Below are 24,185 nucleotides of genomic sequence, written 5' to 3'. Positions count from 1 at the left end.
CCGTGTCCCCGCCCCCTGGTGGTCCGCGTGCCTCGGGGCGCCGTACCGTGATCACCCCGCCGGGGACTGGCGGGGTGAATATCCGGGTACCCGGACTGCCATGCGAATCAGCGTGGTGGACGTGGGCTCCAAGACGGTGCGGCTCGTCGTGGCGGACGCGGAGGGCGGGGTGCCGCTGCCCGTGCACACCGCCAAGTGGCGGCTGCGTCTCACCGACGAGGTGCGGCCCGGCGCGCCGATCCCGCAGACCGCCGTCGACCGCCTCGCCGAGGCCGTCGCCGAGGCCGACCTGACCGCGAGCAAGTGGGGCGCGGCCGGGCCGCTGGCGTTCGCGACCGCCGTGGTGCGGGCCGCTCCCAACCGTCGGGAGGTGCTGCGCGCCGTGCGTCAGCGGACCGGTGTGGAGCTGTGCACGCTGCCGGGCGAGGTCGAGGCGGAGCTGACGTTCCTCGCCGCGCGGCGCTGGATGGGCTGGCGGTCGGGCCCGCTGGCGCTGCTGGACATCGGCGGCGGCTCGCTCGAGGTCGCCTTCGGCCGCGGCCGGCTGCCCGACTTCGTGGCCTCGCTGCCGCTGGGCGCGGGCCGGCTGACCCATGAGTTCTTCACGGACCAGGACCCGCCGACGCCGGAGCAGGTGCGGGCGCTGCGCCGCAAGGTCCGCCATCAGCTGCGGGACGCCGGGGCCCGGATCCGCTGGGAGGGGCCGCGGACCGCGGTGGCCACCTCGCGCACCTTCCAGCAGCTCGGGCGGTTGTGCGGGGCGGCGCCGGGGCGGCTCGGGCTGTTCGCGGACCGCGAGTTGCGCCGCTCGGACCTGCGGGTGGCGGTGGACCGGCTGGCCGCGCTGCCCGCCGCCGAGCGGGCCCTGCTGCCCGGGATCTCCGCTCCGCGCGCCGCACAGAGCCTGGCCGGCGCACTGGTCGCGCACACCGCGATGAAAGTGACCGGCCTGCGGACGGTCACCGTCTGTCCATGGGCGATCCGCGAGGGCGTACTGCTGCGCCACATCGAGGACGGCCCGTCCTGGTGGGCGGAGGTCTCCCGGCTCGACGAGGGCGACGCCGGCGCGGACCCGGTGCCGCTGCGCATCGCGAGCACCACATCCTGACCCTGCGACCGGAGAGGAGCGGTCACCGTGTCGGCGAACGACAAGCACCCTGACGACAAGCACCGCGAGGAAGAGCAGCCGGAGACCGCCTTCGAGGAGGTCCTCCAGGAAATACTGGACGAAGAGCGCCGCGTACGGGACACCGGCGAGCAGCGGAGCGACGAGGGCGAGGCCGGGGAGGCCATCACGCCGAACACCCGGGCGCAGGAGGAGTCCGAGGGCGGCTGAGGACCGTGTCCCCGCCTTGATCGCGCCCGGTGAGGCGCCGGGCGCCCGTTCCGGGGTACCCGGTGAGCATGGAACGTGAAGGACAGCCTCTGCCCACGCCCCGCGGTCCGCTCTCGGCCGCCGTCGCCGACCGGTTGCGCGCGGCGGGCCCTCCGCCCGGCGCCGAGCAGATCGCGGCGGCGGACCCGTACGGCGACGATCTCCAACTCGCCCTGTACCTCTGCTACGAGCTGCACTACCGCGGCTTCGCCGGGGTGGACCCGGAGCACGAGTGGGACCCGGAGCTGCTGCGCGCCCGGGCGGGGCTGGAGGAGCGGTTCCTCGCCGCGCTGCGGGCGGACGCCCCGGCGCACGACGGCGTGGACGACGCGCTCGCCGATCTGCTGGTCGAACCGGTCGACGGCACCGGCGTCACGCACTATCTGCGGGACGAGGGCGAGCTGTGGATGCTGCGGGAGTACGCGGCCCACCGGTCCCTGTACCACCTGAAGGAGGCGGACCCGCACGCCTGGGTGCTGCCGCGGCTGTGGGGCCGGGCCAAGGCGGCGATGGCGGCGGTGGAGTTCGACGAGTTCGGCGGCGGGCGCGCGGACCGGGTGCACGCGCGCCTGTTCGCCGACCTGATGGCGGACCTGGGCCTGGACACCACCTACGGCCGCTATCTCGAGGCGGCGTCCGCGGAGGCCCTGGCCACGGTGAACATGATGTCCCTGTTCGGCCTGCACCGCGCCCTCAGGGGTGCCCTCGTCGGTCACTTCGCGGCCGTGGAGGTCACCTCGTCGCCCGGTTCGCGGCGGCTGGCGGAGGCGATGCGGCGCACCGGCGCGGGACCCGCGGCAGAGCACTTCTACGACGAGCACGTGGAGGCGGACGCGGTGCACGAGCAGGTGGTCCGCCGCGACGTCATCGGCGGTCTGCTGGAGGAGGAGCCGCATCTGGCGCCGGACGTGGCCTTCGGGATCGACGCCACCGATTTCGTCGAGGACCGCTTCGCGCGGCGGCTGCTCGCCGACTGGCGGGCGGGCCGGTCCTCTCTTCGCTCGCACGTCACTTCCGGCGCATCCCATACTTCCTGAACATTCGGGTACGGGGAGAGGGTGAATCCATTGATCCCACCCGGCGTCTACGCCCCTCAGGAAGACACCTCCCTGCTGGCCGCGGCCCTGTCCGAGGAGCCGCTGCCCCGAGGCGCGGAGGTACTCGACGTCGGCACCGGCAGCGGCGCGCTGGCCCTGGAGGCCGCGCGGCGTGGTGGCCGTGTCACCGCCGTGGACGTCTCGTGGCGCGCGGTGTGCGCGGCGTGGGTCAACGCCCGGCTGTCCCGGCTGCCGGTGCGGATCCGGCGTGGCGATCTGTTCGGCCCCGTGCGCGGGCAGCGGTTCGACCTGATCCTGGCCAACCCGCCGTACGTGCCGGCCCCGGACGGGAGCGTCGCCCCGCGCGGGCGGGCCCGGAACTGGGACGGGGGCCGCGACGGACGGCTTGTGGTGAACCGTATCTGCCGGGAGGCGCCGCGTCTGCTGCGGCCCGGAGGGGTGCTGCTGATGGTGCACTCGGCGGTCAGCGACCCGGACCGTAGCGTGGCGCAGCTGCGCGAGGCGGGTCTGAAGGCGGCGGTGACCCGGCGCAGCCGGATCGCCTTCGGCCCGGTGCTCAGTGCCCGGGCGGAGTGGCTGCGGCGCCGGGGGCTGCTCGGGCCCGCCGAGGAGAAGGAAGAGCTGGTGGTCGTCCGTGCCGAACTCCCCGACTGACCGCCCCCGCCGGATCCGGGTCCGGCGCGAGGGGCCCCTGCTGGTCGAAGGCCCGGTGGAAGTGGAACTGGAGGACGGCACCGTCGTCTCCTCCGACCGCTTCCAGGTGGCGCTGTGCACCTGCCGGCGCAGCCGCCGGTTCCCGTGGTGCGACACCAGCCACCGCTCCCGGACCAAGGGCCGGTGAGCGGCGCGCGGTGAACGATCGAGAGGCCGGCGGGCGGCCCCACTCCGCCCGCCGGCCCCTGTCACGAGATCGCCTCGGTCCGTGACAGGAACCCGCACTCCCCACCTGCGGTACTCCTGCTGCCATCACGGAACCGTCGCGATCCCGGTCTCAGAACGCGAAGACGCTCGTACCGGACGAGTTCTTCACGCATTCGTTGGCGAAGACGCGCTCGTGGGAGACGCGTTCGCCCTGCCACACGCCGTCGACCGTGACGACCACGGGGTCGTACTCCCGGGTGCACAGGATGCCGCTCTCGTTCTCCTCCAGGGCGGCGAAGTCGCCGTCCACGCGGCGGAGTTCCGCGCAGGCCGAGGCCGCGTCCGGGTGCGTGCCGGAGGGCTTCGGTGCGCAGTTCAGGGTCACCGCGCGTTCCGGTGTGGCCTGGGCGGCGGTCTCGCCGTGGCCCACGGTGAGCACCAGGGCGGAGGGGGCGTAGAGCGTGGCGGGCGCCGCCTGGGCGGTCCCGCTCAGGGGTGCGGCGAGCGCGGTGGCCGCGAGGGCGAGGGTCGCTGCCCGGCGCGCGAAGTTCCGCATTGTGTGCTTCCTTCCGCTTGATTGCGTTGAGTGCCGGACCGCACGCGGTGAGTGCCGACCGGCGAGCGCGAGTCTGCCGAGTCCGCCGCCGAAACTCACATCGACCCCACCGGTTTCAGTAACATTGCGTATTGAATCAGTGGCGTGAAGTCACGGGATTCGAACGTTCCAATCGCCGATCTGCGCGGATCTTGATCGTTTTAGTCGGCTGATTGGCTGGTTTCACCATCCTTGTTAATCGGCCGGAAACATTCCGAAACTGACCGGCCGCGACCCCCGACGGACGCCACGCGTTCAGGAAGAGGTGGTCGAACCATCCATTCCAGGCACGGAAGTTGGATGAACCGTCCTCCCCGCGGGCCGCTCGCGGGCCCCCGGTAGGGTCGGCGTCGGCGCAGGCTCGACGGCGAGAGGCGGACGCATGGGCAAGCACTGGGCGGACTTCCAGTACGAGATCTATCTGAACGGGATGACGGGCGCGGTGCCCCGGCTGCCCACCGATCTGACCCGGCTGGAGGAGATGGCCGAGCGGCGGCTCGGACCCGGCCCGGTCGGCTACGTCGCGGGCAGCGCGGGCGACGGCAGCACCGCCCTCGCCAACCGGGCGGCCCTTCGGCGGCGCCGGATCGTGCCGCGCGTGCTGCGGGACGTCCACGAGCGGGACCTGTCGGTGGAGGTGCTGGGGCGCGCGCTGCCCGCCCCGCTGGCGCTGGCCCCGGTCGGAGTGCTGTCGATCATGCATCCGGACGCCGAGCCGGCCGCCGCCCGGGCCGCCGCCGCGCAGGGCGTGCCGTACATCCTGTCGTCGGCGTCCAGCACGCCGATGGAGCAGGTCGCGGAGGCGATGGGGGACGCCGAGCGCTGGTTCCAGCTGTACTGGGCGAAGGACCGCGAGGTGACGCGGAGTTTCCTCGCCCGCGCGAAGGCCTCCGGCTTCAGCGTGCTGATGGTCACCCTGGACACCCCGCTGCTCGCCTGGCGGCCACGCGACCTCGACCAGGCGTATCTGCCGTTCCTGCACGGCGTCGGCACCGCCAACTACTTCACCGACCCCGCGTTCCAGGCGGGCCTCGCCAAACCCGTGCACGAGGATCCGAACGCGGCCGTCATGCACTTCGTCGGCATGTTCGCCGACCCCGCCAAGACCTGGCCCGACCTGGCGTTCCTGCGCGACAACTGGGACGGCCCGATCGTCCTCAAGGGCGTCCTGCACCCCGACGACGCCCGGCGCGCCGCCCAGGCGGGCATGGACGGGGTGGTGGTGTCCAACCACGGCGGCCGTCAGGTGGCCGGCTCGATCGCGGCGGCCGACGCGCTCCCCCGCGTCGCCGAGGCGGTCGGCGACCGGCTGACGGTCCTGTTCGACAGCGGCATCCGCACCGGCGACGACATCGTCAAGGCACTCGCACTCGGCGCCCGCGCGGTGCTCGTCGGCCGCCCCTACGCGTACGGCCTCGCCCTCGACGGCCAAGCGGGCGTCGAACACGTCATCCGTTGCCTCCTCGCCGAACTCGACCTCACCCTGGCCCTCTCGGGCCACGCCACCCCCACCACCGTGACCACCGCGGACCTGGTGGAGGACGCCGGGTAACCGCCCGGGGGACGGCGCGCGTTGACCGCAGCCGCGGGGCCGAAGCAGGACACCCGCGGTCGTTCCCCGCCAAGACAGAAGCCACTGTCGCAGGGGCCCGAGGACGAGGACCCGGGCGCCGTCGCCTGCGCCCAAGGGTGACGGCCGGTGCCATCGGTTCAGGCGGCGCCGGTCGTTCCCCGCGAGGCCGACGTCACCGTCGCAAGGGCCGCGACGAGCACTTGGGCACGGCCGCCCGCGCCCGAGGAGCCACGGCAGGCCCCCGGCCTGCCCAGCCCGGGCGGGGGCGGGGGCGGTCAACACCCGAGGTGTGACGGCCTGCGCCGAAAGTCCCGGCGGCGCCGACGCGCAGAACCACGCCGGGCGGTCACCGGCCGCCGGTCGCCCGCCCACCCGGGACGGGCAAGTCGGGGCCGGGGGCCACCCGCTCGTGGGGCGCAGAACCGTTCCACAGGGCCGAGCAGCCGGCCGGGCCCACTCCCCCGCCCGCCGGTCCCCCGTCCCTGGCGGGCGGGTGGGTGGGGACAAGGCCGGGGCCGGTGCAGCACCCAACGGCGACGGCCTGTGGGCCATCGGTTCCGGCGGTGCCGAGGCGCCGACCCACGCCGACCGGTCACCGGCGCCGGTCACCGGCCCACCCGGCACGGGTGAGTCGGCGGCCCGGGCCGCCCGCGCGCCGGTCACAGAACCGCTCCACGGCCGAGCAACCGGCCGGGCCCCCTCCCCTGTCCCCGGCCCGGCGGGCAGGCCGGGGACAGGGGGCGGTCAGTTCGTTTCCGGGAGGCCTGCCTGGCGGGCTGTGTCCCTCGTGGACAGGGGGTTCGCGTCCGTGGTGGTCGGCTCGGCGGTCCAGCGTTGGGTGGGGGAGCCGTCGCGGACCTTGACGACGATGTCGGCGCCCGGCTCGCCGGTGGTGGGGGCGAGGGCGAGTTGTTCGTCCCAGCGGGGGACGAACTCGCCCTGGCGGGTGAGGTCGTAGCGCACGTCACCGCCGCGTGGGTCGCCCGCGTCGGCGCAGGTGCCGAGGATGACGACACCGGCGTCGGCGTGGGCGTCGAGGCACAGGCCGGGGTCGGCGACGCTGCGCAGCAGGCCGTCGTTCTCGTACGACCACTGCTGGGTCCACTCCGCGGAGCAGGCCGACAGACCCGCCTCAGCGCCGGCCCTGGGCTCGCCCTGGATGTCGAGGCACAGGTCGGTGCCCGCGTTGCGGAACCTGGTCTCCCGGATCTCGCTGGGGAGTTGGGCCGCGTCCTGGGGAGTGGTGACCGGGCCGGGGGTGGACGCGTCGCCGCGGTCGGTCGCGCCGGCGGACGCCGTGGGGTCGGCGTCACCGTCGTACGACAGGCTGGTGGCGAGGACCGTCGCGAGCAGCCCGGCGGAGGCGATGCCCACCCCGGTGCGCAGCGCCCGGGTGGAGCGGGCCGCCACGCCGGGGAACCTCGGCAGCACGCGGGGGCGGCGGCCCGCCCGCCGGGCGCCACGGCCGCGCGGGCGGTGCTGGGTGCGGCCGGGCCGTGAGTCGAAGTAGCGGCGGGCGCCCCAGCCGAGCACCGCCTCGGCGAGCAGCGCGCCGAGCCCGGTCTCGACGTGGCTCAGCTGCTCCGCGGCGTCCCGGCAGTGCCGGCATTCCGCCAGATGGTCCTGGACGTCCGGGAGGAGCGCGCCACCGCGCCGGATCGGCACGTCGAGGAGGCGGTTGTAGAAGCGGCAGTCGGGGCTGGGGGCGAGTTGCCGGTGGGCGCGGACGCAGCCTTCCCGGAATTTCTCCCGCGCCTGTTCCAGGGTGACCGCCGCGGTGTCGGTGTCCATCCCGAGCAACGCGGCGGGGATGTCCAGCGGCTCCGCTTCGACCTCCGTGTGCCAGAGCAGACAGCGGGCCGGACCCGGAAGCTCTTGGAAAGCGCGTTCCGCCAGCCTCCTGTTTTCCGGAGTCATGGACGTGGCCGCGCGCATACCGCGTCCTCCCGCCGGTTTCCGCAACTCCGGCAGCGCACCGGCTATTCGGTCCTCGGCGGCCCAGTGCCGCACGGTGTCCCGCACGGTGACGAGGAGCCGCGGTCGCAGCGCGACACCGTTGTCACCCAGGGTGAGGCGGTCCAGGACCTGGTGACAGGCGGCGGTGGTGACCATGGCGGCGACCTGCGCGGACGAGGCGAGGCAGATCCTCGCGTAGGCGTACGCGGAGGGCCAGTGTCGGGCCAGCAGCAGGGCGGTGGCCCGGGATACTTCGGCGTCCGGTACGCCGCTGAGCCGGGCGGCCAGCGCTTCGTCGGACGGGCCGGGAACGCCGTCGGGGAACGGCGGTGAAGCAGGGTGGGGGGTGAGCACTGAGCGGTTTCCTTCCCACGTATATGGGACAGCCGGGAGTTCTGTTCGCCGAAAGGAAGCCGGACTTGGTGCATACCTTTATGGCGGGGATCGGGAGCAGAAATTCCCGGTGGATCACCCTTGCACAACCGAGTCACGCACAACAAGGCACTTGAGCAACATCTGCACCACTGAGATAAAGTCAGATTCCATGGCAACTCCCGCCCCCCGCCCGGCCATTCGCTTTTTCCCGCACCCCGTGTGAAACCCGCGCCCTCACCGGGGGTGAAGCGCACGCTCCCGCCGGCGGGCGGCCTGCGGTGGACTGGAGTCGGCCTCATCGCCAGGCCCCGCGCGGGACGGCGGCACTCCCGCGCGTCACGGCCGCCGGCCGTGTTCCTCCCGCCCTCGGCCGGCGGCCTCCCCCGAGGGCGGGAGCGGTGCGCGCCGACGACACAGGGACGTGCGCCCGGGAACGTCCGGCCGTCGGATCAGATCTGCCAGGAGCGCAGCCGGTCCGCCGCGCCGTAGACGTCGGTCCTGCCCTCCATCAGGTCGCGGGCGAGGTCGACGAGGGCGCCGTAGGGCGGGTCGATGCCGACGCCGCTGACGAACATGTACGCCACGGCGGTCGCGCAGGCGAAGCGGGCGTTCGCCGACGGCAGCGGGCGCAGCAGGGCGAGGGTGTGCAGCAGCGCGGCGGCCCGCCAGGCCGGGTCGGAGTCGACGCCGAGCCGTGGCGGGTCGACGCGGTGCCGGGCGACGGCGGCGACCAGCGCGGAGAAGTCGTTGATGGTCGGCTGGTCCGGCAGGACCTCTTCGTGACGCTGGAGCAGCCAGGGCACGTCGATGTGGAGGACGGGTGCCACGTCAGGCGACCCGTCCCTCGCCACCGGCGGGCGGCTCGTCGTCGGGGAAGGCGGCCGCGAACTCGTCGGCGTGGGCGGAGAAGAACCGGCGGAAGGCCTCGGCTCCCTCCTGCAGCGCCCGGTGGCGCGCGATGTCGGCCGCGGCGGCCTCCCGGACGAGGGCCTTCATCGACGTCCCGCGCTCCTTGGCGATCTGCCGCAGGTCCTCCAGCTCGCGTTCGCTGAACTCCACGTTGAGGGCTGGCATGGGGTCACGGTACCGCGCGGGTACTTACTCGTAAATATCCCCTGGTCAGATAGGGGGCATCACGGTACCGAGGGGATCGAAAGCGGTCAGATTCGACGAGATGCGCATCACATTCGAACCCCTCGGACACCTATGCGGACACCGGTGCGGCACACCTGGTGCGGACCCGCGGGCCCGCAGACCCGCGGGCCTGTCTCAGCCCTGGTCCGCCACGAACGCCGCCACCCGGGCCAGCGCCGCGTTCCAGTTGATCGTGATCTCGTTGGTCGACCAGGACTGGATGTCGTCGATGTAGCAGAACTGGCCCACGCAGCCCTGGAGTTTGCTCTGCGCCAGCGGGTCCTGGATGCTCGAGTTCGGCCCGCCGGACAGCGAACCGGCCGGCGGGTTCGGCAGCCGCGGGTCGAGCTGACGGGCGTACCAGCGGCTGTGCTGGTTCTGCGCGCTGACCTCGCCGTAGCCGGTGACGTAGGAGATGTTCAGCGCGTTGCGGCCGAGGACGTAGTCCATGGTCTGCACCGCGCCGTCCCGGTACTTGGCGGATCCGGTGAGGTCGTAGGCGGTGGCCAGCACGACGGCGTTGTTGAGGACCTGGTGCGTGGAGCCCCAGTCGTACTTGTTGTCCTCGGGGGCGTACGGCAGCCCGTAGGGGTGGGCCTTCAGGGTGGCCAGATAGCGGTCGGCGCCCTTGACGACGGACTGGCGGACCTTGTCCCGGCCGGGCAGCCGGTTCGGCACCGTCGCCAGGTCCAGGCGGGCCGCCGCGGCGGTGCGCGCCCAGTCGAAGCCGAGCGGGCCGAAGATGTCGGCGGTGTGGACCGGGGAGGTCAGCACGTGGTCCGCGAAGCGCCGCTCACCGGTGGTGAGGTACAGCTCCGCCGCCGCCCAGTAGAACTCGTCGTCGACGGCGCGGTCGGGGTAGGCGCCGCCGCCGATGCCGTCGTTCTCGTCCGCGTAGACGTCGGGGTGCGCCTGGGCCGCCGCCCAGGCCTTGCGCGCGGCTGCGAGCGCCCGCGCCGCGAACTCGGGGTCGTACGGCTTGTACAGGCGGGCCGCCTGGGCGGCGACCGCGGCCAGGTTGAGGGTCGCGGCGGTGGTCGGAGGGTGCAGCTCGCGCTTCTGCGGGTCGTCGCTCGGCAGCAGCGGCAGGCCGGTCCAGTTCTCGTCGTGGATCTTGTGGTGGGCCATGCCGGCCAGCGGCTGCCCGTCCGGGACCTGCATCTTCAGCAGGAAGTCCAGCTCCCAGCGGACCTCGTCGAGCAGGTCGGGCACCTTGTTGCCGCTCTCCGGGATGGCGAGCGTGCCGTCCCGGAAGCGTTCCGTCTCGCCGGTGCGCGCGTGCAGCGCGCGCTCGTAGGTACTCAGCAGCTCCCAGACCGAGATGCCGCCGTTGACGACGTACTTGCCGTGGTCGCCCGCGTCGTACCAGCCGCCGGAGACGTCGAGCCGGTAGTCGCACACACCCGGCTGACACGGCACGTCCGTGTCGCCCTGGTTGGGCGCGACGCCGACGTGGCCGGCCGGACGGCCGTAGCCGGGGCGCAGGTCGTCGCGGATCGCGAGGCCGCTGCGCTGGGTGTAGTAGAACTTCGCCGCGTCGGTGGCGAGCCGGTCGTAGACGCGGGAGCCGATGTCGAAGGGGCGGCTGGTCTCCCCGTCGGCGATCAGGGTGAAGCCCTGGCCGCGGGTCTTGTAGCCGCTGAAGTCGAGGGAGTGGACGTTCTGCCCGGACGAGGCGTCGGTGCCGCGCGGCACGGTCCAGCCGCGGGCGACCACGGTGCCGTCGGCGTTCTTCAGCTGCCAGGGCAGGCGCTCGGTCGCGTCGGTGACGAGGGTGGCGTTCTTCGGCCCGGCGGGCAGATAGGCGACCTGGTTGACGCGGACCCGGGGCCCGGTGTCCGGCTCGTACGGCTCGGGCGCCACCCCGCCGAGCAGCGAGACGTCGTCCATGCAGAACCGCCAGGGCTCGGCGCTGCCGCCGACCTGGAAGCCCACCTGCGCCTGGGTGGTGTCGACGGGCGAGGTGAACGTGTACGAGTAGGTGTTGCCGGAGACGCTGAGCTGCGGGCTCACCTCGAACCAGGTGTCGTACGGGGCCACCGACAGACCGACGATCGCCCGGACCACGTGGTCGGCCGGGGTGCCGTCGGCGTGGAAGGAGAACCGGTACGACTCCCCCTTCACCAGCGTGATGTCGTTCTGTCCGACAGCGGCGTCCCAGCGGTTGGTCGTGCCGCCCGGTACGTCCGCGCACAGCCGGCCCTCGGACAGGCCCGCCGTGACGTTGCTCGAAGTCCACCAGGGGTCGGTGGTGGTGTCGAAGGTGCCGTTCCTGACCTGCTCGACCTCGTCGGCCTGCGCCGGGACCGTGGTGAGCGCCGCGCCTACGAGTGCCGTCAGGGACAGCAGGGCGGTTCTGCGTCTTCTCACGTCGGGGCTCCTCGGGAGATAACGGGTGGCTCCCTCGCGCTTCTCACGCGATGGGAGCGCTCCCAAAACTCGGACGCGGCCATCGTTGTGGGAGGGACGACACGGCGTCAACGGTCCGGAGGAGACTCGTCTCAGGCCACGCGGATGCCGACGAGGCAGGTGTCGTCGTCGGTGTCCGAACGGCTGTACGTCAGCAGCCGGTCCAGCTGCTGGTCCAGCGCGGTCGGCGCGGTACGGGAGGCCGTGGCCAACAGGTGGGACAGCGACTCCTCGACGGAACTGTCGTGGCGCTCCACCAGCCCGTCCGTGTACATCAGCAGGGTGTCCCCCGCCGCGAGCCGGACTTCGTCCTCCTCGTACACCGCTTCGGGCAGTGCCCCCAGCAGCAAACCCTTGATCAGCGGCAGCGGCTCGGCCTCCGCGCCCCGGACCAGCACCGGCGGCAGATGGCCCGCCCTGGCCCAGCGCAGGGTGCGCTCGTCGGGGTCGTACAGGCCGCAGACGGCCGTGGCGGTGACGGCGCCGGTGAGATGGTGCGCCACCACGTTCAGCCACGACAGCAGCTGACCCGGCCCGGCCCCGGTGACCGCGAGTCCCCGCAGCGCGTTGCGCAGGACGACCATGCTGGTCGCGGCCTCGATCCCGTGGCCCGCCACGTCACCCACGCACAGCAGCACCCGCCCCGACGGCAGGACCACGGCGTCGTACCAGTCGCCGCCCACCAGATTCTCCGTCTCCGCCGGCCGGTACCGCACCGCCACCTGCATGCCGGGCATCCGCAACGGCGCCTGCGCCGGGGGCATGATGGCGTGCTGGAGCTGGAGCGCCAGCCGGTTGCGCTCGGCGGCCTGCTGCTCCGTGTGCGCGAGCTGGTCGCGGGTGGCGGCGAGGGCGACCTCCGTCCAGTGCTGGGCCGAGATGTCCTGGCAGGCCCCGCGGACGACGAACAGGCGGCCGTCGGTGTCGAGCACCGGCTCGGCGACGACGCGGATGTGGCGGGTGACGCCGTCGGGCCGCTGCAACCGGAAGGCGGCGGAGGCGGGCCGCCGGTGGTGCAGCAGCGTGCGCAGAAAGCGGCCGATGATCACCGCGTCGTCCGGATGGGCGTGGGCGGGCAGCTCCTCCAGCGGCACCGGCGGGCTGCCGGGCGAACGGCCGTACAGGTCGAACATCTGGCTGTTCCAGGTGATCCCGCCGGTCAGCAGGTTCTCCTCGAAGCCGCCGATCCGGCCGAGCCGCTGGGCGTGCTGGAGCAGGCTCGCCAGCCGGGCCGTCTCGTCCTCGATGCGCCAGATCAGCAGCAGGCTGTTGCCATGACGGCTGATGCTGATGTCCGCGACCGCCGACAGCGGCACCTGGTCCACCAGCGCGGTCAGATGCATCCGCCGCGCCCGGAACGGCTCGCCGGTGGCGTACACCCGCTCGATGCGCTGGAACAGCTCGCTGCCCCCGGCCGTCATCGGGTACGCCTCCAGCAGCAGCGCGCCGCTCACGACCGCGCGGGGCCGGCCCGCGGGGTCGAGGAAGCGGGTGTTGACGTGCTGGATACGGAAGTCCGCGAGCCGTCCGGAGTCGTCGACATACGGCTCGAGCACCAGAGCCGGGTCGTGCAGGCCGTCGGCGAGGTCCATCAGCTCCGCGGTGTCCGGCAGGACCCGCGGCTCCTGGGCCGCGTCCGGGCGTGGCGGGTACGTCTCCAGGGTGTGCGCGCACAGCTCGGCCAGGGCCTCCAGCTGGCGGACGACCTGCGGTGGCTGCGGCTCCAACGGCCCCGGCCAGGCGATCTCCAGCACTCCGTGGATGCGTCCGCCGGTCCCGGCGGGCTCGGCGACCCGTCCGCCGTCCGGGAAGGCGTGCCGGCCGACCGTCGGCAGCCCGGTCTCCGCCAGCGAGGAAATCCACTGGCCGCTGCGCTCGGTGAGCGCGCGGCGCGCGACCGTCGCCACGTCCGGGGGCACATAGCGCCACCGTGAGGCTTCGGCCGGGGCGAAACCGGCGCTGCCCGCCAGGGTGAGCGAGCCGTCGGGGCCCGCCGCCCACAGGGCCACGGCCACCGCGCCCAGCGGGCGCAGCGCGTGCTCCAGCAGTGAGTCGACAACGGCCTGCGCGTCCGACGCGGCGAGCGCTCCGCTCTCGGCGGCGCGCAGGCGTACGGCGGCCTGGTCGAGCTTCCCGGCGCGGGCGCCCATGGCGGTCGCGAGGAACGCGTCCGTGGCTTCCGCCACGCGGTCCCGGGCCGCCTGGTTGATGACCTCGACGGCGAACTCCAGCGGGGTCATCCGGGCCTGCTCGGTCAGCTCCGCTAGCTGCTTCGCCGCCTGCGCGGGTCCGCAGCCGAGCCGTTCGACCAGGATGCCCTTGGCCAGCTCGATCAGCGCCCGTCCCTCGGCCTCGGCCTGCGCCGCCCGCACCTCCCGACGCAGCCGCTCCACGGTCGCGGCGAGCCTCCCGACGGGGGAGGTCGGCGCCACACCGGCCAACTCACCGACCGGGACGGGCGTCATGATCGACGCGTCGTCACCATCCGGGACGAGTGCTATGACCGACGCGCCGTCACCGTCCGGGACGGGGGCCATGGCCGACGCGCCGTCACCATCCGGGACGGGGGCCATGGCCGACGCGCCGTCACCATCCGGGACGGAGACGAGGGCCACCGCGTCACCGCGGGCGGGGGCGGCGGGCAGCGACAGGGCGTCACCGCCGGCTGGGCCGGAGGTGAGGGCCGGCGCTTCATCACCGACCGGGGCGGCGGGCAGGGACGCGGCGGCGTCGGTCTCGACGGAGTGCGGCGACGCGGCAGCGCTCGCCGGACCCGGAATGCGGCCCGAACCGCCCTGGTGGTGGGCGGAGTCGCCCGGCGTGGTGGTTCGGGACTCGGGGGGTTCCTCGGGGTGGTCGGCTCGGGTCACGGTGCGGTTGCTCCTGCGCGGGACGCCCCTGGGGCGTGGACGGTCGTGCCGGTGCGGCGGGGTGCGGGGCTCACCGGGACAGCCAGCGTCGGACGCAGGTGATGAGGTCCTGGGTGTCGACCGGCTTGGTGACGTAGTCGCTCGCCCCGGACGCCAGGGACTTCTCCCGGTCGCCCGGCATCGCCTTGGCGGTGACGGCGATGATGGGCAGGTCGGCGAACCGGGGCATCCTGCGGATCTCGGCCGTGGCGGTGTAGCCGTCCATCTCCGGCATCATCACGTCCATCAGGATCAGGTCGATGTCGGGGTTGTCGAGCAGCGTCTCGATGCCCTTGCGGCCGTCCTCCGCGTGGAGCACCCGGAAGCCCTGCAGCTCCAGGATCCCGCTGAGCGCGAAGAGGTTGCGCGCGTCGTCGTCGACGACGAGGACGGTCCGTCCGGCGAAGGAGTCGTCGACGGGGGGCGACGGCAGCTCCTGCCGTTCCTCTCCCCGCACCAGGGACAGCACGTCCCCCGGCTCCTCCGCGGACAGGTGCAGCGCGATGCGTTCGCGCAGTTCGTCGAGGCTGGAGAGGAATTCCAGCGCCCCGTCGTGCGCGTCCGGGCCGAGCAGCTGCGCCGCGTCCGTGTGGTGGCTGCTGTGCACCAGGACGGGTACGTCCGCGAGCGCCGAGTCGCCGCGCAGCGCCTCCAGGAACCGCGCGGCCTCACCGTCGGGCATGTCGAGGTCGAGGACGACACAGTGGCAGGGCTCGGCGGCCAGTGCCCCGGCCGCCTCCTGGGCGCCGACGGCGTTGATCAGGTCCACCTCGGGCCGCGGCAGGGCCTCGTCCGGGCTGTGCCGGGCCACGTCCGCGACGACGCTCTCGGCGACGAGGGTCAGCAGCCCGCGGGGCCGTTCCTCGACGACGAGCAGCCGGCGTCGGCGCGGCGCCCCCGCACGCGGGCGGGGCTGCGGGCGCGGTGCCAGGGGGATGTCCACTGCGCCGTCCGCGGCGGGCAACTCTTCCGGGGTCTCCGGCGACCGGCCCGCCAACTGCTCGAAGTCGGGCCGGGTCACCGGCAGGAACAGGGTGAAGGTGCTGCCCCGGCCGGGCGTGCTGTCCACGGTCACCGCGCCGCCGAGCAGATGGGCGATCTCCCGGGTGATGGACAGGCCGAGGCCCGTGCCGCCGTACTTGCGGCTGGTGGTGCCGTCCGCCTGGTGGAAGGCGCCGAAGATGGCCTCCAGTTGCTGCTCCTGGATGCCGATGCCGGTGTCCTTGACACGGAACGCCACGACGGGGCCGCTCTTGACCACGGCGTCGGGCACCTCGTCCGGCGCGGCGGGCTGGACGACGAGTTCGACACCGCCCTGCTCGGTGAACTTCACCGCGTTCGACAGAAGATTGCGCAGCACCTGGCGCAGCCGGGAGTCGTCGGTGACGAGGTCGCTCGGCGCGCCGGGCGCGGTGGTCACCTTGAAGTCGAGGCCCTTCTGGCTCGTCATCGGCTGGAAGGTGGCCTCGACGTAGTCGATGAGCTGGCGCAGCGACACCCGCTCGGGGGCGATGTCCATCTTCCCCGCCTCGACCTTGGACAGGTCGAGGATGTCGTTGATCAGCTGGAGCAGGTCGGAGCCCGCGGAGTGGATGATGCCCGCGTACTCCACCTGCTTCTGGGTGAGGTTGCGGGACGGGTTCTGCGCGAGCAGCTGGGCGAGGATGAGCAGGCTGTTGAGCGGGGTGCGCAGCTCGTGGCTCATGTTCGCCAGGAACTCCGACTTGTACTTGGAGGCCAGCGCGAGCTGCTGGGCGCGCGCCTCGAGTTCCTGCCGGGCCTGCTCGATCTGGAGGTTCTTCGCCTCGATGTCGCGGTTCTGTGCGGCCAGCAGCGAGGCCTTCTCCTCCAGTTCGGCGTTGGAGCGCTGCAACTCCTCCTGCTGCGCCTGGAGTTCTGCGGAGCGGACCTGGAGTTCGGCCGTCAGGCGCTGGGACTCGCCGAGCAGTTCGTCGGTGCGGGCGTTGGCGAGGATGGTGTTGACGTTGACACCGATCGTCTCGCGCAGCTGTTCCAGCAGGTCCTGGTGGATGGGGGTGAACGGGGTGACGGACGCCAGCTCGATCACGCCGAGGACCTGGTCCTCGAAGAGGATGGGCAGCAGGAGCAGCGTGGTCGGCACGGTCCGGCCGAGGCCGGAGGAGATGGTGACGTAGTCGGGCGGCAGCTGGTCGACCGCGATCGTACGGCGGCTGCGGGCGGCCTGGCCGACGAGGGAGCGGCCGAAGGGGAAGCGGTCGGGCCGGGTGTCGTCCTCGGGGCGGCCGTAGGAGCCGACGAGCCGCAGTTCGGAGCCCTGTTCCCCGTCCTCTGCGAGGTAGAAGGCGCCGTACTGGGCGGAGACCAGCGGCACCAGCTCGTCCATGATGAGTTCGGCGACGACGGGCAGGTCGCGGTGGCCCTGCATGAGGCCGGCGATGCGCGCGAGGTTGGTCTTGAGCCAGTCCTGCTCCTGGTTGGCCCGGGTGGTCTCGCGCAGGGACTCCACCATGGAGTTGATGTTGTCCTTGAGTTCGGCGACCTCGCCGGAGGCCTCCACGGTGATGGAGCGGGTGAGGTCGCCCTCGGCGACGGCGCTGGCGACCTCGGCGATCGCGCGGACCTGCCGGGTCAGGTTGCCGGCCAGCTCGTTGACGTTCTCGGTGAGCCGCTTCCAGGTGCCGGAGACGCCCTCCACCTCGGCCTGGCCGCCGAGGCGTCCTTCGGTGCCGACCTCGCGGGCGACGCGGGTGACCTCGTCGGCGAAGGCGGAGAGCTGGTCGACCATCGTGTTGATGGTCGTCTTCAGTTCGAGGATCTCGCCGCGCGCGTCGACGTCGATCTTCTTCGACAGGTCGCCCTTGGCGACGGCCGTCGTCACCAGCGCGATGTTGCGGACCTGGCCGGTGAGGTTGTTGGCCATGGAGTTGACGTTGTCGGTGAGGTCCTTCCAGGTGCCGGCCACGTTCGGCACCTGGGCCTGGCCGCCGAGGCGGCCCTCGGTGCCGACCTCGCGCGCCACCCGGGTGACCTCGTCCGCGAAGGCGGAGAGGGTGTCCACCATGGTGTTGATGGCGTCGGCCAGGGCGGCGACCTCGCCCTTGGCCTCGACGGTGATCTTCCGTGAGAGGTCGCCGCGGGCGACCGCGGTGGCGACCTGGGCGATCGACCGGACCTGACTGGTCAGGTTGGACGCCATGACGTTGACGTTGTCGGTGAGGTCCTTCCAGGTGCCCGACACGCCCCGTACGTGTGCCTGGCCGCCGAGGCGGCCCTCGGTGCCCACCTCGCGGGCCACCCGCGTCACCTCGTCCGCGAACGCGGACAGCTGATCCACCATCGTGTTGATGGTGTTCTTCAGCTCCAGGATCTCGCCCCGGGCGTCCACCGTGATCTTCTGGGACAGGTCGCCCTTGGCGACCGCGGTGGCGACCTGGGCGACGTTGCGCACCTGCGAGGTGAGGTTGCCCGCCATGAAGTTCACCGAGTCGGTCAGGTCGCGCCAGGTGCCCTTGACGCCCTTGACGTCGGCCTGGCCGCCGAGGCGGCCCTCGGTGCCCACCTCGCGGGCCACCCGCGTCACCTCGTCCGCGAACGCGGACAGCTGATCCACCATCGTGTTGATGGTGTTCTTCAGCTCCAGGATCTCGCCCCGGGCATCCACCGTGATCTTCTGCGAGAGGTCGCCCTTGGCGACCGCGGTCGTCACCTGGGCGACGTTGCGCACCTGGGACGTCAGGTTGCCCGCCATCAGGTTGACCGAGTCCGTCAGGTCCCGCCAGACGCCCGCGACGCCCGGCACCTTGGCCTGGCCGCCGAGACGCCCCTCGCTGCCGACCTCACGGGCCACCCGCGTCACCTCGTCGGCGAACGCGGAGAGCTGATCGACCATCGTGTTGACGGTCTCCTTCAGCTCCAGGATCTCGCCGCGCGCGGGCACGTCGATCTTCTGGGACAGGTCGCCCTTGGCGACCGCGGTCGCCACCTGGGCGATGTCCCGGACCTGGGTGGTGAGGTTGCCCGCCATGGCGTTCACCGAGTCGGTGAGATCGGCCCAGGTGCCGGAGACGCCCGGCACCTCCGCCTGGCCGCCGAGGGTTCCCTCGGTGCCCACCTCGCGGGCCACGCGGGTGACCTCGGAGGTGAACACGGACAGCTGGTCGACCATGCCGTTGAACACGGTGGCGATGTCGCCCATGAGCCCGTCGGCGTCCTCCGGCAGGCGTGTGCCGAAGTCTCCGTCCCGTACGGCGGTCAGGCCGGCCAGAAGCATTCTGAGCTCCTGGTCGCCCGGCACGGTCTCGGCGACCTCGCTCGTGTTGCTGGTCATGCGCACCCTCGTTCCCCTCCCAGGGGCATCGCCGACGGATCCCGGATCTCCACAACGCGAAATACACCGCAGGCTAACAGTGCTGTCGGCGTGCACAAAGTCTCCCCCTCTCATCCACATCCCTCGCCCCGGCCGGTGGGGCGGCCGAGGGGACAGCCGGTGGGGAAACGGCCGGGGAAGCGCGCATTCCGCACCGGCGGGCGGGAGGCGGGAGGAGCGCGCCCGCGGACCGGGGAGAGCGGGTCTGCGGGCGGCCGGGAAGAGCGCCCGCGCGCCGGGAAGAGCGCGCCCGCGGGCGGCGGACGGGCGCGTCCGGGGACCGGGACGTCCGGCCCGCTCATGCGTACGGCCCCGCACGGCGTGCGCCACCCGTCCCCGCGAAAGCCCGACGCACTAGGCTGGAACGGAAGTGACGCGCTTGTTGACGGTGAGTGTGCGCGATGGAGTGGCGACGATGAGCCCGGATTACCCGTTCGACGAGGCCGCGACGGCCCGGGCTGTCATCGACGACGCCGGCACGCTGACCGAGTGGAACGAGGGCGCGCGGCGGCTGCTCGGCTGGACGGCCGACGAGGTCGTGGGCCGGCCCGCCGCCCGACTGCTCGCGGACTCCGCCCCCGAGGTGAGCGGCCCTCGCTGGCACGGCACGGTCGCCCTGCGCCACCGGGCCGGGCACACGATGCCGGTGTGGCTGCTCGCGCATCACCGCCGACCGTCCGACGGCGGCCCCGGCGACTGGCTGGTGGTCACCCCGCTGGAGCACCCCCGCCCCCACGTTCCCGACGACCCGCTGGACGCCGCCGCGCTCACCCAGTCCCCGTGCGCCGTCGCGGTCTACGACGAGCATCTGCGGCTGCGCACCCAGAACGAGGAGATGGCGCGGGTGGTCGGCCTGCCCCAGGAGCGCATCCGGGGGCTCAGGCTGTCCGAGATCGGCGGCAAGCCGCAGAGCGAGGAACTGGAGCGGCATCTCCTCCAGGTGCTCACCACCGGGCGGTCCCAGGACGTGCAGACCCATCTGCGGGCGGGCGGCGAGGACCGGGCGCACGCCTGGCTGGCCCGGATGGCCCCCGTCACCGACGCCGACGGCCGGGTGCGCGGGGTGTGCATGGCCGCCCACGACGTCACCGAGAACCACCAGGCCCGGCAGCGGCTGCTGCTGGTGAACGAGGCCAGCGTGCGCATCGGCAGCACCCTCGACGTCACCCGCACGGCCCAGGAGCTGGCCGACGTCTGTGTGCCCGCGCTCGCCGACTTCGTCAGCGTCGATCTGCTCGACCCGCCGGAGCACGGCGGCGAGCCCCCGGCGGCGGTCTCCGCACCGGTCGCGCTGCGCCGTGTCGCCCACCAGTCGGTCACCCCGGGCAGTCCGGAGGCCGTGGTCGGGCAGGGCGACGTCGAGTTCCACCCGGCCGCGTCCCCGCAGGCCGCCTCGCTGCTGACGGGCCGCACGGTCGTCGCGTCGGTGACCGCGGGCGACCTGGAGGAATGGCTCGACCAGGACCGTACGCGCCGCGAACGGGTCCGGCAGCACGGCATCCACTGCGTGATGGCGGTGCCGATCCAGGCCCGGGGCACCACCCTCGGCGTCGCCGTCCTCAGCCGCGCCCGGCGGCGGCCGGACCCGTTCACCGCGGACGACGTGCTGCTGGCCGAGGAGATCACCGCCCGCGCCGCGGTCTGCGTCGACAACGCCCGCCGCTACTCCCGCGAACGCGAGACCGCCCTCGCGCTGCAACGCAGCCTGCTGCCCCGCTCCCTGCCGAGGACGGCCGCGCTGGAGGCGTCCTCGCGCTATCTGCCGGCGGCCCGGGCCGGGGTGGGCGGCGACTGGTTCGACGTGATCCCGCTGTCCGGGATGCGGGTCGCCATGGTCGTCGGGGACGTCGTCGGCCACGGCATCCAGGCCTCGGCGACCATGGGCCGGCTGCGCACCGCCGTGCGCACCCTCGCCGACATCGACCTCGCCCCCGACGAACTCCTCACCCACCTCGACGATCTGGTCGTCCGGCTGTCGCAGGAGTCCGGCGGCGAGGGCGGCAGCCCCGGCGAGCTGGGGGCGACCTGTCTGTACGCCGTCTACGACCCGGTGTCCCGGCGCTGCACCCTCGCCCGGGCCGGGCATCCCGCGCCGATGGTGGTCCCGCCGGGCGGCACGCCCAGGGAGCTGGAGGTGCCCGCCGGTCCGGCGCTCGGCATGGGCGGGCTGCCGTTCGAGGCGGCCGAGCTGTATCTGCACGAGGGCACCGTGCTCTCCTTCTTCACCAACGGGCTGGTCGAAAGCCCGGAACGGGACACCGAGGCCGGCCGTAGGCTGCTGCGCGAGGCGCTGGCCGCGGGCGTCGGTTCGGCCGCGCCCGCCTCGCTGGAGGAGACCTGCGACCGCATCCTGGGCGCGCTGCTGCCGGCCGGCGGTTCCTGCGACGACGTGGCACTGCTGCTCGCCCGCACCCACGGACTGCCCGCCTCCCAGGTCGCCACCTGGGACATCCCCGCCGATCCGGCGCTGGTCGCGCCGATCCGCAAGCAGGTCGTCGAGCAGCTGAGCACCTGGCGGCTGACGGATGCCTCCTTCACCACCGAGCTGGTGGTGAGCGAGCTGGTCACCAACGCGATCCGGTACGGCTCGCATCCGATCCGGCTGCGGCTGATCCACGACGCGGACACGCTGATCTGCGAGGTCTCCGACACCAGCCACACCGCGCCGCATCTGCGCCGCGCCAAGACGTGGGACGAGGGCGGCCGAGGGCTGCTCCTGGTCGCGCAGCTCACCCAGCGCTGGGGCAGCCGGCACACGCCCGAGGGCAAGACGATCTGGGCGGAGATGGCCCTGTTCGAAGAGGAGTGAGCCGGGGAGGGTGAGGCATCCCCGGCTCGGGACGGGGCACCTGCTCTCCATGGCGTCCCCTTCCCCGTCCCCGTATCGCGCGGCACTCGTCGTCGCGGCCTCCGCGCTCGGTCTGCTGACCGCCTGTGGCGGCGGCGACGGCGGTACGGCCACCGCGACCGGCTCGGCGGCCGACACTCCGGCCGCGTCCGCGAGCCCCGCGCCGACCGCCGCGTCGTCCGGGGCCTCCACCGAGGTCCCCGCCTCCGCCGAGTCCTCCGAGGCCTCCCCCGCCGCCCCGTCCTCCTCCCCCGGCGCCACCCGCTGCCGGACCTCCGAACTGCGCGCCTCCGTCGGCCGCAACGACCCGGGAGCGGGCCAGGAGAACCACCCGGTCCTCCTCACCAACACGTCCTCGCGCACGTGTACCCTCTACGGCTACCCGGGCGCCGCCTTCGTCGACGCCGCCGGGCAGCAGCTGGGCCCCGACCCGCGGCGGCAGCGAGAGACGCCGGCACGGATCAGGCTGGCGCCGGGCGGCAGCGCGTGGGCCGGACTGTCGTACGCCAACCCCGAGATCAGCGGGGCCCGTACGGCCACCCCGGCGGCGCTCCTGGTCACCCCGCCGGACGAGCGGGAGCCGCTGCGGGTGCGGTGGACCGCGGGCGAGGTGCCGGTGGGCGGGAACGAGTCGACGGTGACCGTGACGGTGCTGCGGGCGGGGAACCTGACCTGAGCGCGCGTCAGTGCCCGGCGACCGGGTGCGGGGTGTAGGGGCGCTCCAGCTCCTCGATCTCCTTGTCGGTCAGCTCCAGTTCGACCGCGGCCACGGCGTCCTCGATGTGGTGCGGCTTGGCGGCGCCGATGACCGGTGCCGCCACGGTGTCCTGGTGCAGCAGCCAGGCGAGGGCCACCTGGGCGCGCGGGACGCCGCGGTCGGCGGCGATCCGGGGGACGGCGTCGACGATGGCGTGGTCGCCCTCCTGGTAGAGGGTGCTGCCGAAGCCGTCGCGGGCGCTGCGCTCGGTGACCGTGCCCCAGTCGCGGGTGAGGCGCCCGCGGGCGAGCGGGCTCCACGGCAGCACGCCCACACCCTGGTCCGCGCACAGGGGCAGCATCTCGCGCTCCTCCTCGCGGTAGAGGAGGTTGTAGTGGTTCTGCATGGAGACGAACCTGGTCCAGCCGTACTTCTCGGCCGTGTACTGCATCTTCGAGAACTGCCAGGCGTACATCGAACTGGCCCCGAGGTAGCGGACCTTGCCGGCCTTCACCAGGTCGTGCAGGGCCTCCATCGTCTCCTTGACGGGGGTGTCCGGGTCGAAGCGGTGGATCTGGTAGAGGTCGACGTAGTCGGTGCCGAGGCGGCGCAGGCTGTGGTCGATCTCCGTCATGATCGCCTTGCGGGAGAGGCCGGCGCCGTTCGGGCCGGGCCGCATCCGGCCGTGCACCTTGGTCGCCAGCACGATCTCGTCGCGGCGGGCGAAGTCGCGCAGCGCCCGGCCGACGATCTCCTCGCTGGTGCCGTCGGAGTACACGTTGGCGGTGTCGAAGAAGTTGATCCCGGCCTCCAGCGCCTGCCGGATGAGCGGGCGGGACGCCTCCTCGTCGAGGGTCCACTCGTGCACCCCCCGGTCGGGAAGGCCGTACGTCATGCAGCCCAGACAGATCCGGGACACGTCGAGGCCGGTCGAACCGAGCTTCACATACTGCATCGTCACTGCTCCCGCCTTCGGTAGAGGTTCCAGGGGAGCGTACGACGCTAGGAGGAGACGAGGTCCAGGGCCTGCTCCCAGGGGAACCGGGCCGGGTCCTCGCCGGAGTAGGGCTCGCCGAAGCGGACGCCCATGCCGCGCAGCCGGGCCAGGCTGTCCTGGTAGGCGGGGTGGGCGGCCAGGGCGTCGGCGACGCACGGCAGGGCGGCGACGGGGACGCCGAGGCCCGAGGCCTCGCAGAGGGTCGCCACGGCGAGGGTGTCGGCCAGTCCCGCCGCCCATTTGTTGACCGTGTTGAAGGTGGCCGGGGCGGCCACCACGGCGTCCGGCGGCGGGAAGGGGCGGGGCTCGCCCGGGGTGCGCCAGGCGGAGCGGACGGGGCGGCCCGTGAGGGCTTCGACGGCTGCGGTGTCGAAGAAGCCGTTCATCGCGACGGGGGTGGCCACGACACCGACCTCCCAGTCACGTTCCCTGGCGGCGGTGATCAGTCTGCCGACGTCCGCGGCGACGCCGGCCGCGCAGACGACGACGTAGAGGAAGGGTTTCCCGGCCTGTCGAGTCACCCGGGCACCTTACTGAAGGGGGATGGACCGCCCGCGTTCGACCTCCGGGCGCGGGCCGTGGATGCGCCGCTCCTGCTCCTGGATGGGCACGTCGTCGATGCTCGCCTCCCGCCGGGTCATCAGCCCCCGCTCGTCGAACTCCCACAGCTCGTTGCCGTACGACCGCCACCACCGGCCGTCGGCGTCCCGGGACTCGTACTGGAAGCGGACCGCGATGCGGTTGCCGTCGAAGGCCCACAGGTCCTTGCGCAGCGCGTAGTCGCGTTCCCGCGTCCACTTGGCGGTCAGGAACTCGACGATCGCGGCGCGGCCGGTGAGGAAGGTGTCGCGGTTGCGCCACACCGAGTCCTCGGAGTAGGCGAGCGCCACCCGGTGCGGGTCGCGGGTGTTCCAGGCGTCCTCGGCTGCCTGCACCTTCCGGGCCGCGGTCTCCCGGGTGAAGGGCGGCAGGGGCGGGCGGACGGTCATGGTCGGCTCCCTCCGAACGGAAGTGGAGAACGAGCGTTCTCCATCGGGCTGCTACCGTAGG

The 24,185-nt window shown here is 73.1% G+C and carries 18 protein-coding genes; 8 read left to right on the top strand and 10 right to left on the bottom strand.

From position 1 onward, the window contains the following. The first annotated feature begins 100 nt into the window (after positions 1-100). The 5 genes from ACIG0D_RS12030 (at position 101) to ACIG0D_RS12010 (ending at position 3,274) form a co-directional block, all read left to right on the top strand. Positions 101-1,108, top strand: a complete 1,008-nt coding sequence (locus tag ACIG0D_RS12030) for a Ppx/GppA family phosphatase (RefSeq protein ID WP_399798897.1) — start codon at positions 101-103, stop codon at positions 1,106-1,108. Between the two features lie 27 nt (positions 1,109-1,135). Further along, entirely contained in the window at positions 1,136-1,336 is a 201-nt protein-coding gene (locus ACIG0D_RS12025) for a hypothetical protein (RefSeq protein ID WP_399798895.1), read from the top strand. A gap of 68 nt (positions 1,337-1,404) precedes the next feature. Then, a complete protein-coding gene (locus ACIG0D_RS12020) occupies positions 1,405-2,412 on the top strand; it encodes an iron-containing redox enzyme family protein (RefSeq protein ID WP_399798892.1) in 1,008 nt (335 codons plus the stop codon). A gap of 21 nt (positions 2,413-2,433) precedes the next feature. Then, positions 2,434-3,087 carry a HemK2/MTQ2 family protein methyltransferase gene (locus ACIG0D_RS12015; RefSeq protein ID WP_399798890.1) on the top strand — a complete coding sequence of 218 codons (654 nt, stop codon included), beginning with the start codon at positions 2,434-2,436 and terminating at the stop codon, positions 3,085-3,087. Further along, entirely contained in the window at positions 3,068-3,274 is a 207-nt protein-coding gene (locus tag ACIG0D_RS12010; RefSeq protein ID WP_399798888.1) for a CDGSH iron-sulfur domain-containing protein, read from the top strand. Before ACIG0D_RS12015 ends, ACIG0D_RS12010 begins: the two co-directional genes overlap by 20 nt. 150 nt (positions 3,275-3,424) lie before the next feature. On the opposite strand, the gene ACIG0D_RS12005 is transcribed toward ACIG0D_RS12010, so the two are convergent. Further along, positions 3,425-3,850 carry a subtilase-type protease inhibitor gene (locus tag ACIG0D_RS12005; protein ID WP_399798885.1) on the bottom strand — a complete coding sequence of 142 codons (426 nt, stop codon included), beginning with the start codon at positions 3,848-3,850 and terminating at the stop codon, positions 3,425-3,427. Positions 3,851-4,271: 421 nt separating this feature from the next. Here ACIG0D_RS12005 and ACIG0D_RS12000 point away from each other — a divergent pair, with 421 nt between their 5' ends. Next, a complete protein-coding gene (locus ACIG0D_RS12000) occupies positions 4,272-5,441 on the top strand; it encodes a lactate 2-monooxygenase (protein ID WP_399798882.1) in 1,170 nt (389 codons plus the stop codon). A 765-nt stretch (positions 5,442-6,206) separates the two neighbouring features. On the opposite strand, the gene ACIG0D_RS11995 is transcribed toward ACIG0D_RS12000, so the two are convergent. The 6 genes from ACIG0D_RS11995 to ACIG0D_RS11970 all read right to left on the bottom strand — a co-directional run bounded on the left by ACIG0D_RS11995 (position 6,207) and on the right by ACIG0D_RS11970 (position 18,554). Beyond that, positions 6,207-7,772, bottom strand: coding sequence for a ricin-type beta-trefoil lectin domain protein (locus ACIG0D_RS11995; RefSeq protein WP_399798879.1), 1,566 nt, complete (start codon positions 7,770-7,772; stop codon positions 6,207-6,209). 470 nt (positions 7,773-8,242) lie between these two features. Next, on the bottom strand, positions 8,243-8,620 hold the full coding sequence (locus tag ACIG0D_RS11990; protein WP_365767714.1) for a toxin Doc: 378 nt from the start codon (positions 8,618-8,620) through the stop codon (positions 8,243-8,245). Between the two features lies 1 nt (position 8,621). Continuing rightward, entirely contained in the window at positions 8,622-8,867 is a 246-nt protein-coding gene (locus ACIG0D_RS11985; protein WP_166004145.1) for a hypothetical protein, read from the bottom strand. A gap of 195 nt (positions 8,868-9,062) precedes the next feature. Then, the gene (locus tag ACIG0D_RS11980) at positions 9,063-11,297 is read right to left on the bottom strand and encodes a glycoside hydrolase family 9 protein (RefSeq protein WP_399798875.1); all 2,235 of its coding nucleotides are present in this window, start codon (positions 11,295-11,297) and stop codon (positions 9,063-9,065) included. Positions 11,298-11,428: 131 nt separating this feature from the next. Next, positions 11,429-13,801, bottom strand: coding sequence for a SpoIIE family protein phosphatase (locus ACIG0D_RS11975; RefSeq protein ID WP_399799285.1), 2,373 nt, complete (start codon positions 13,799-13,801; stop codon positions 11,429-11,431). A 475-nt stretch (positions 13,802-14,276) separates the two neighbouring features. Then, positions 14,277-18,554, bottom strand: coding sequence for a HAMP domain-containing protein (locus ACIG0D_RS11970; RefSeq protein WP_399798874.1), 4,278 nt, complete (start codon positions 18,552-18,554; stop codon positions 14,277-14,279). 454 nt (positions 18,555-19,008) lie between these two features. Here ACIG0D_RS11970 and ACIG0D_RS11965 point away from each other — a divergent pair, with 454 nt between their 5' ends. Together ACIG0D_RS11965 and ACIG0D_RS11960 are read left to right on the top strand one after the other, a co-directional pair. Beyond that, entirely contained in the window at positions 19,009-21,402 is a 2,394-nt protein-coding gene (locus ACIG0D_RS11965) for a SpoIIE family protein phosphatase (RefSeq protein WP_399798872.1), read from the top strand. 49 nt (positions 21,403-21,451) lie between these two features. Then, entirely contained in the window at positions 21,452-22,117 is a 666-nt protein-coding gene (locus ACIG0D_RS11960) for a DUF4232 domain-containing protein (protein ID WP_399798869.1), read from the top strand. A 7-nt stretch (positions 22,118-22,124) separates the two neighbouring features. Here ACIG0D_RS11960 and ACIG0D_RS11955 read toward each other — a convergent pair whose 3' ends face one another. Genes ACIG0D_RS11955 through ACIG0D_RS11945 form a run of 3 tightly spaced genes read right to left on the bottom strand, consistent with a single transcriptional unit; the run spans position 22,125 to position 24,124 of the window. Beyond that, positions 22,125-23,093 carry an aldo/keto reductase gene (locus ACIG0D_RS11955; protein WP_399799282.1) on the bottom strand — a complete coding sequence of 323 codons (969 nt, stop codon included), beginning with the start codon at positions 23,091-23,093 and terminating at the stop codon, positions 22,125-22,127. 47 nt (positions 23,094-23,140) lie between these two features. Beyond that, positions 23,141-23,656, bottom strand: a complete 516-nt coding sequence (locus ACIG0D_RS11950; protein ID WP_399798867.1) for a flavoprotein — start codon at positions 23,654-23,656, stop codon at positions 23,141-23,143. Positions 23,657-23,665: 9 nt separating this feature from the next. After that, positions 23,666-24,124: a nuclear transport factor 2 family protein gene (locus ACIG0D_RS11945; protein ID WP_399798865.1), complete on the bottom strand. Its 459-nt coding sequence runs from the start codon at positions 24,122-24,124 to the stop codon at positions 23,666-23,668. Between the last annotated feature and the right edge of the window lie 61 nt (positions 24,125-24,185).

It is taken from the genome of Streptomyces sp. NPDC052773, assembly GCF_044547145.1.
Taxonomy (GTDB): domain Bacteria; phylum Actinomycetota; class Actinomycetes; order Streptomycetales; family Streptomycetaceae; genus Streptomyces.
The sequence above is the reverse complement of the archived record's forward strand: the minus strand, read 5'-3'. Positions and strand labels throughout refer to the sequence as shown.